This is a genomic window from Streptomyces sp. SAS_272 (assembly GCF_052543235.1).
In genome coordinates this window covers 1-8,088 of record NZ_JBMNDR010000019.1, presented here as the reverse complement: position 1 = coordinate 8,088, position 8,088 = coordinate 1, and the positions used below count along the sequence as shown (strand labels likewise).

Here is an 8,088-nt window from a genome sequence, read left to right as displayed (position 1 = left end):
CGACCGCGATCCGGGGTCGCACCGGGGCTCAGGAGGCCGCCGGTACCGGTTCGCGGTCGGCGGCGGAAGGGGCGGCGACGACGCCGTCCCGGTAGCCGAGAATCGTGGGGAAGGCGGGGACCCGCAGGGCGCGGAACAGCGGCGACGCCTCGGGATCGGGCACCACCTCGTCCGCCGGCCCGACGAGTCGGGCGGTCAGACTGCTCTCGCCGGCTTCGTCGCCGATCACCAGGGCCAGGACCCGGCCGCCCGCCGCCCGGGTCCGGTCGGCCCGTTCGGCGAAGTCGGGGAGGCTGTCGGTGCAGGACGGACAGTCGTGGGAGAAGACGCCCAGCAGCAGCTCCCCGGAGCGGAAGTCGTCCTGCGTCAGCGTCCGCCCGCTGAGCGCGGTGGCGGTGAAGTCCGGGAGTCCGTCCCCGGGTTGGGGCCCCTGGGCCGCGAAGTCGCCGCGTCGGCGGACGGCTTCGAGCTCCTGCCAGCGACGCAGGATGACCAGGAGCAGGACGAGGTTGAGCAGGGCGACGGCTCCGACGAGCACCAGACCGGCTATGACGTATGGCACGTTTCGACCCCCTGGGCGCGGTTGCACTTGGGATCAGTGTGAGAGGTGGGGCCTGCCAGGAGGATGCCAACACCTTGCCAGGAACATGACGGGCTGAGCACCATGACCGCATGCATGCCACGGGGTCATATTTTCGAGTGCTCGGCAGAGTTGAATGGACCGTCGACGGACACCCCAGGACCATCGGGCGCCGCCGCGAACGTCTGCTGCTGGGCTTACTTCTGCTGGAGATGGGCCGGCCGCTTCCCATGGACCGCCTGATCGATCTGCTGTCGGACGAGGACGAACGACGGTCCCGGGCCGACCTGTACGTGAACGTCTGCCGGCTGCGGGCGAGCCTTCGCCGGGGCGGGGCCGACGGGTCGGTGCGGCTGGTGCGGAGCGGTTCGACGTACATGCTGACCGGCGATCCGCAGCTGGTGGATCTGCACCGCTTCACCCGGCTGGTCGACCTGGCCCAGCGGGGGACCGAGCCCCAGGAAGTGTCACGCCTCGCCTCGTCCGCGCTCGCCGAGTGGCGGGGGGCCGCCCTGGAGGACGTCGCGTCCGAGCGGACCCGCCGAGGTGTCGCCACCGCTTTCGACGAGCTGCTGATCTCGGCGCAACTGCTGCGTGTCGCGGCAGAGTTCAAGCTGCGCAACTACTCGTCGCTCGCCGCGGAACTCGCGCGGCTCACCGCGGAGCACCCCGAGCACGAGATGCTCCTGGCCTTCCGTGCCGCCACGCTCTACGAATGCGGCCGCCGCGCGGACGCGCTGCGCGTGCTGTCCTCGGCGCGAGCGCGCATGACCGCGCGGCTGGGGCTGGACCTGAGCCGCGAGCTGCAGGACCTGCGCGGGGCGATCCTGCGGGACGATCCCGTGGACCGCCACATCTTCCGCTGCGGCGCCCTGGGCGCCGCCTGACGCGTCGCCGCGGAACGTCCACCACAACGCTCCCACCTGCGAAGTGGCGCCTTCCGACGAGCGGGTCCCGCACAGATCCAGCACGGGACCGACGAAGGGGCCGGGCTCCCGCGAGCCCGACCCCTTCCGACCTGCATGTCCGCCGCATCGGCGAGGCGGCGTCGGACATCCGCTCACACGTTGAAGCGGAACTCCACCACGTCGCCGTCCTGCATCACGTATTCCTTGCCCTCCATGCGGGCCTTGCCCTTCGCGCGGGCCTCGGCGACCGAGCCGGTCTCCACCAGGTCGGCGAAGGAGATGACCTCCGCCTTGATGAAGCCCTTCTGGAAGTCGGTGTGGATCACGCCGGCGGCCTCGGGGGCGGTGGCGCCCTTCTTGATGGTCCAGGCGCGGGATTCCTTGGGGCCGGCCGTGAGGTACGTCTGCAGGCCGAGGGTGTCGAAGCCGACGCGGGCGAGGGTGGCGAGGCCGGGCTCCTCGGCGCCCACGGACTCCAGGAGCTCCATCGCGTCGTCCTCGTCGAGCTCGGCGAGGTCCTGCTCCAGCTTGGCGTTGAGGAAGATCGCCTCGGCGGGGGCGACGAGGGCGCGCTGCTCGTCCTTGAAGGCGTCGTCGGTCAGCTCGTCCTCGTCGACGTTGAAGACGTAGAGGAAGGGCTTGGTGGTGAGCAGGTGCAGGTCGTGCAGGAGCTCGGCCCGTTCGCTGCCCTGGAGGACGCCCTGCGAGAAGAGCGTGTCGCCCTTCTCCAGGATCTCCTTCGCCTCCTCGACGGCCTTCACCTTCGGGGCGACGTCCTTCTTGATCCGCGACTCCTTCTGCAGCCGCGGCAGGACCTTCTCGATGGTCTGCAGGTCGGCGAGGATCAGCTCGGTGTTGATCGTCTCGATGTCGTCCTTGGGCGAGACCTTGCCGTCGACGTGGACCACGTTCTCGTCCTTGAAGGCACGGATGACCTGGCAGATCGCGTCGGACTCGCGGATGTTCGCGAGGAACTTGTTGCCCAGGCCCTCGCCCTCGCTCGCGCCGCGCACGATGCCCGCGATGTCGACGAAGTCGACCGTCGCCGGGAGGACGCGCTGGGAGGAGAAGATCTCCGCCAGCTTCGTGAGCCGGGCGTCGGGGACGCCGACCACGCCGACGTTGGGCTCGATCGTGGCGAACGGGTAGTTGGCCGCCAGCACGTCGTTCTTGGTCAGGGCGTTGAACAGGGTCGACTTGCCGACATTCGGCAGACCGACGATTCCGATCGTGAGCGACACGTTGCGACTTCCCGTGGTGAGAGGGCCAAGGGGCCAGTTCCCGGAGTGAGAGGGCCAGGGGCCAGAGAGCTGACCGGTCCACCAGTTTACGGCGTGCCCCGGCGCGGCCCCGCTGGCCGGTCGAACGCTTGGCCAAGCCGTGCCGCACGGCGTGTCCGACACCCGATTCGGCACATAAACAGACCAGAGTTGGTCCGGTGGAGCAACACTGGACACGGGCCCCTGACCGGGACTCCCACCGGGACGCCCGACGTGAAGCCCGACGCGACGCCCGACGGGACACACCTCCCCTGCCGCCCCAGCCGGGCCCGGAGCGGAGCCGCCGCGAGCCCAGCCCCGGCACGGCCGCACGCGGGCCCGCGCCGCTGCCGTCGTGGCGGATGCCGAACCCGCGGCTGACCGGGCTCGGCGCGGGGTTGTTCGGCTCGGTGCTGATGTTCCTGCTGGGCGGCCTGGACCAGTTGCTGTTCGGCGCCTCGCTCACGGCGTACGGCGTGCTGTTCCTGCCGGTGTGCCTGCTGACCGCGCTCTGGGTGCGCGCCGCCGATCTGCTGTCCGCGCCGGTGGTGGCGCCGATCGCCTTCTCCGTCGGGCTGCTGCCCGTGGCCGCCGGCGGCAACGGGATCGGGGCGCGCCTGATGGGGCTGGTCACAGCACTGGCCACCCAGGTCGGCTGGCTCTACGGCGGGACGCTGCTGGCGGCGCTGACCGTCCTGGCGCGCGGCCTGCGCCGGGCGGCGGCCCGCCGCAGGAACCCGGCCGCCCGCCCGGACCCGTCGTGGTCGGGTCGCGGTGCGTGGCGCGGTCCGCGGCCGTGACGGCCTGCTCTCACGGCGACACGGCGTCACGGCTCACGGCTCACGGCTCACGGCTCACGACCGTCGCGCCTCAGTCGCTCTTCGCCGCGTGCATCGCCGCGCCCACGATGCCCGCGTTGTTCTGCAGCTGGGCCGGGACGATCTCCGCCTTGACGCCCTCGATGAAGTGCAGGAACTTGTCGGCCTTGCGGCTGACGCCGCCGCCGATGATGAACAGCTCCGGCGAGAAGAGCATCTCGACGTGGGCGAGGTACTTCTGGACGCGGTGCGCCCAGTGCTCCCACGTCAGCTCGTGGTCCTCCCTGGCCTTGCTGCTGGCGCGCTTCTCGGCGTCGTGCCCGTGCAGCTCCAGATGGCCGAGCTCGGTGTTGGGGACCAGCGCGCCGTCCACGAACAGGGCGCTGCCGATGCCCGTGCCGAACGTCAGCAGGATCACCGTGCCGCCGCGGCCGCGCCCGGCGCCGAAGGACATCTCGGCGACGCCCGCCGCGTCAGCGTCGTTGACCACGGTGACCGGCAGGCCGCCCAGCCGCTCGCCGAACAGGGCGCGCGCGTCGGTGTCGATCCAGCCCTTGTCGACGTTGGCCGCGGTACGGATCGTCGCGCCGCCGGTGACGACGCCCGGGAAGGTCAGCCCCACGGGCCCCGTCCATCCGAAGTGCTCCACGACCTCCTGCACGCCGTCGGCGACGCTCTCGGGCGTCGCCGGGTGCGGGGTGAGCACTTTGAGCCGTTCCTGGGCCAGGTCGCCCTTGTCGAGGTCCACCGGGGCGCCCTTGATCCCGGATCCGCCGATGTCCACGCCGAAGATCTGCATGGCCCTACGTTACGACGGCCGACGGACCGTCACTCGGCCGAGGTACCCGCCGCACCGGGCGTCGTACCGGCCGCCGCACCGCTCCCGCCGCGCCCTGCCGCCAGTGCCGCCGCCTCCTCGCGCAGGTCCCGGCGGAGTTCCTTGGGCAGCGAGAAGGTGATGTGCTCCTCCGCGGCCTTGACGAGCTCGACGTCCCCGTAACCGCGCTCGGTGAGCCAGGCCAGCACCTCCTCGACGAGGACCTCCGGGACGGAGGCTCCGGAGGTGACGCCCACCGTCGTCACACCGTCCAGCCAGGCCTCGTCGATCTCGCTCGCGAAGTCCACCAGGTAGGCCTCGCGGGAGCCGGCGAGCTTGGCGACCTCGACCAGGCGCTTGGAGTTGGAGGAGTTGCGGGAGCCGACCACGATGACCAGCTCCGCCTCCGCGCCCATCTGCTTCACCGCGAGCTGACGGTTCTGCGTGGCGTAGCAGATGTCGTCGCTGGGCGGGGAGATGAGCTGCGGGAACTTCTCCTTCAGCGCGTCGACCGTCTCCATCGTCTCGTCGACGGAAAGGGTGGTCTGGGAGAGCCACACGATCTTCGACGGGTCGCGGACCTCGACCTTCGCGACGTCCGCGGGGCCGTCGACCAGCTGGATGTGGTCCGGGGCCTCGCCGGAGGTGCCGATGACCTCCTCGTGGCCCTCGTGCCCGATCAGGAGGATGTCGTAGTCCTCCTGAGCGAAGCGGACCGCCTCCTTGTGGACCTTGGTGACCAGCGGGCAGGTCGCGTCGATGGTGGCGAGGCGCCCGCGCGCGGCCTCCTCGTGGACGACCGGGGCGACGCCGTGGGCCGAGAACATCACGATGTTGCCCGGCGGCACCTCCTCCGTCCGCTCGACGAAGATCGCGCCCTTCTTCTCCAGGGTCTGCACGACGTACTTGTTGTGGACGATCTCGTGCCGGACGTAGACCGGGGCCCCGTACTGCTCCAGGGCCTTCTCCACGGCGATCACGGCACGGTCGACGCCCGCGCAGTAGCCCCGGGGAGCGGCGAGCAGGACACGGCGGCGGCCAGGCGAAGCAGTCATGCGTCCCATCGTAAGGCCGTGTCCGGCCGCCGCCTGCGTACGCCGGGGGACGCCGCCCTCCGCACCCCGGCGCTCGGAGCGGGGTTGTCGGTCGTGGCCGATACTCTCGTCGGCATGGCTGTGAACACGTCCGCGGACGCCCCGCTGCCCGTCGGTCAGGTGTCCCGGCTCATCGGAGGCTGGATCGACCGGCTCGGAGCGGTGTGGGTCGAGGGGCAGATCACCCAGCTGTCCCGGGGCCCGGGCGCCGGCGTCGTCTTCCTGACGCTGCGGGACCCCTCGCACGACATCTCGGTGGGCGTGACCTGCTACCGGCAGGTCTTCGACGCGGTCGCGGACGTCGTGGGCGAGGGCGCCCGGGTCGTCGTCCACGCGAAGCCGGAGTGGTACGCGCCGCGCGGGCAGCTGTCGCTGCGGGCCGTGGAGATCAAGCCGGTCGGCGTCGGGGAGCTGCTGGCACGCCTGGAGCAGCTCAAGAAATCCCTGGGGGCGGAAGGGCTCTTCGCTCCCGAGCGGAAGAAGCCGCTGCCGTTCCTGCCGCAGCTGGTCGGCCTCGTGTGCGGGCGGGCCTCCGCCGCCGAGCGGGACGTCCTGGAGAACGCCCGGCACCGCTGGCCCGCGGTCCGCTTCGAGGTGCGCAACGTCGCCGTCCAGGGCGTGCACGCGGTGACGCAGGTCGTCCAGGCCGTGAAGGAGCTGGACGCGCTGGAGGAGGTCGACGTGATCGTCGTCGCGCGGGGCGGCGGCAGCGTGGAGGACCTGCTGCCGTTCTCCGACGAGCAGTTGGTCCGGGCCGTCGCCGCCTGCCGCACGCCGGTCGTCTCGGCGATCGGTCACGAGCCGGACAACCCGCTCCTTGACCACGTGGCCGACCTGCGCGCCTCGACGCCGACCGACGCCGCGAAGAAGGTCGTGCCGGACGTCGGCGAGGAGCTGGAGCGGGTGCGGATGCTGCGCGGGCGGGCGCGGCGCTGCGCGCAGGCGTATCTGGAGCGGGAGGAGCGCGGGCTGGCCCACGCGCTGGCACGGCCCGCGATACAGGATCCGCACCGGATGATCGACGAGCGGGCCGACCACGTGGCCTCGCTCGCCGACCGGGCCCGGCGCACGGTCGGCCACCTCCTCGACCGCGCGGACTCCGAGCTGGGTCACACGCACGCGCGCGTGGTGGCCCTCTCGCCGGCCGCGACGCTGCAGCGGGGATACGCGGTGCTGCAGCAGGCCGACGGGCACGTGGTGCGGGACCCGGGCGAGGCGGCGGCCGGCGAGGCGTTGCGCGCGCGGGTGGCCGGGGGCGAGTTCACCGTTCGAGTCGACGAGTAGGAACACAGGGACATGACGAGCAGGACGGACGAGGCGCTCGGATACGAGCAGGCCCGCGACGAGCTGATCGAGGTCGTACGGCGTCTGGAGGCGGGGGGCACGACGCTGGAGGAGTCCCTCGCCCTCTGGGAGCGCGGTGAGGAGCTGGCCAAGGTGTGCCGGCGTTGGCTGGAGGGCGCCCGGGAGCGGCTGGACGCGGCGCTCGCCGAGGAGAAGGGGCACCCCGAAGAGGAGTGAGCCCGTCCCCGCGGCCGGGGCGCCCCGGGGGCCGGCGATGGCCCGCGGCCGGCGATGGCCCGCGGCCGGCGATGGCCCGCGGCTGACGATGGCCCGGGGCCGGGGGGCCAGAGAACGGGGGCGCCCCTGGGACCGGGGCGGGCGGCCCGAGGACCGGGACGGGGGCGAGGGGACGGCCCGGGGACCGGGGGCGGGCGGCCCGAGGACCGGATATGGCGGCGGCCGGGGGCGAGGGGGCGGCCCAGGGACCGGGGACGGCCCGAGGACCGCGGCCGACGGTGGCCCGGGGCAGGGGGCGGCCCGGGGCAGGCGGCGGCCCGGGAACGGGGTGCTGGGCGGCGGATGTGAAGCGGATCACTCCGCCACCGCCGCCGTTTTTGTTGAAGATTGAACTTCCCTCGCGTAATGTCGGTTCTGTCAGCCGATCCGGACCACGGTCCGGTACCGGATCCGGACGCCACCCGAAGGAAGTCCACGCATGTCTCTCGTTCTTGACGCCGCCGCCCAGGACCTGCTGTTCCGCGAGGCTCGCACCGCGAACACCTTCACCGACGAGCCGGTGACCGACGAGCAGGTCCAGGCGATCTACGACCTCGTCAAGTACGGCCCGACGGCGTTCAACCAGACCCCGCTGCGCGTCACCCTGGTCCGCTCCCCCGAGGCCCGCGAGCGCCTGGTGCAGCACATGGCCGAGGGCAACCAGGCCAAGACCGCCACCGCCCCGCTGGTCGCGATCCTCTCCGCGGACAACGAGTTCCACGAGGAGCTGCCCACCCTGTTCCCGGCCTTCCCGCAGGCCAAGGAGCTGTTCTTCAGCGAGCGCCCGGCCCGTGAGGGCGCCGCCGCCCTGAACGCCGCCCTCCAGGCCGCCTACTTCATCATCGGCGTCCGCGCCGCCGGCCTCGCCGCCGGCCCGATGACCGGCGTCGACCTCGAAGGCGTCCGCAAGGAGTTCCTCGACGACGACCACACCCCCCTGATGGTCGTCAACATCGGCAAGCCGGGCGAGGGCGCCTGGTACCCGCGCTCCCCGCGTCTGGCCTTCGACGAGGTCGTCACGACCGTCTGAGACCGCTGACGTGGGGGGGGGG

At 72.1% G+C, this 8,088-nt stretch carries 9 protein-coding genes; 5 read left to right on the top strand and 4 right to left on the bottom strand.

Going from position 1 to position 8,088, the window contains the following annotated elements:
• Positions 1-28: 28 nt before the first annotated feature.
• Entirely contained in the window at positions 29-562 is a 534-nt protein-coding gene (locus tag ACN6LD_RS13970; RefSeq protein ID WP_319195246.1) for a redoxin domain-containing protein, read from the bottom strand.
• A 110-nt stretch (positions 563-672) separates the two neighbouring features.
• On the opposite strand from ACN6LD_RS13970, the gene ACN6LD_RS13965 reads away from it, so the two are divergent.
• Positions 673-1,467, top strand: a complete 795-nt coding sequence (locus ACN6LD_RS13965; RefSeq protein ID WP_445043317.1) for an AfsR/SARP family transcriptional regulator — start codon at positions 673-675, stop codon at positions 1,465-1,467.
• 173 nt (positions 1,468-1,640) lie between these two features.
• On the opposite strand, the gene ychF is transcribed toward ACN6LD_RS13965, so the two are convergent.
• On the bottom strand, positions 1,641-2,729 hold the full coding sequence (gene ychF, locus ACN6LD_RS13960) for a redox-regulated ATPase YchF (protein ID WP_398427604.1): 1,089 nt from the start codon (positions 2,727-2,729) through the stop codon (positions 1,641-1,643).
• A gap of 380 nt (positions 2,730-3,109) precedes the next feature.
• Here ychF and ACN6LD_RS13955 point away from each other — a divergent pair, with 380 nt between their 5' ends.
• Positions 3,110-3,547 carry a DUF6542 domain-containing protein gene (locus ACN6LD_RS13955; RefSeq protein WP_445043316.1) on the top strand — a complete coding sequence of 146 codons (438 nt, stop codon included), beginning with the start codon at positions 3,110-3,112 and terminating at the stop codon, positions 3,545-3,547.
• 70 nt (positions 3,548-3,617) lie between these two features.
• On the opposite strand, the gene ppgK is transcribed toward ACN6LD_RS13955, so the two are convergent.
• Both ppgK and ACN6LD_RS13945 read right to left on the bottom strand, forming a co-directional pair.
• On the bottom strand, positions 3,618-4,364 hold the full coding sequence (gene ppgK / locus ACN6LD_RS13950) for a polyphosphate--glucose phosphotransferase (protein ID WP_057584415.1): 747 nt from the start codon (positions 4,362-4,364) through the stop codon (positions 3,618-3,620).
• A gap of 29 nt (positions 4,365-4,393) precedes the next feature.
• Positions 4,394-5,446, bottom strand: coding sequence for a 4-hydroxy-3-methylbut-2-enyl diphosphate reductase (locus ACN6LD_RS13945; RefSeq protein ID WP_319195252.1), 1,053 nt, complete (start codon positions 5,444-5,446; stop codon positions 4,394-4,396).
• A gap of 105 nt (positions 5,447-5,551) precedes the next feature.
• Between ACN6LD_RS13945 and xseA the strand changes: the two genes are divergently transcribed.
• The 3 genes from xseA to ACN6LD_RS13930 all read left to right on the top strand — a co-directional run bounded on the left by xseA (position 5,552) and on the right by ACN6LD_RS13930 (position 8,066).
• Positions 5,552-6,760: an exodeoxyribonuclease VII large subunit gene (xseA, locus tag ACN6LD_RS13940; RefSeq protein ID WP_445043315.1), complete on the top strand. Its 1,209-nt coding sequence runs from the start codon at positions 5,552-5,554 to the stop codon at positions 6,758-6,760.
• A gap of 12 nt (positions 6,761-6,772) precedes the next feature.
• Positions 6,773-6,997 (top strand): exodeoxyribonuclease VII small subunit, encoded by a 225-nt coding sequence (locus tag ACN6LD_RS13935; RefSeq protein ID WP_445043314.1) that lies wholly within the window; start codon positions 6,773-6,775, stop codon positions 6,995-6,997.
• 478 nt (positions 6,998-7,475) lie between these two features.
• The gene (locus ACN6LD_RS13930) at positions 7,476-8,066 is read left to right on the top strand and encodes a malonic semialdehyde reductase (RefSeq protein WP_319198274.1); all 591 of its coding nucleotides are present in this window, start codon (positions 7,476-7,478) and stop codon (positions 8,064-8,066) included.
• Positions 8,067-8,088 lie beyond the last annotated feature (22 nt).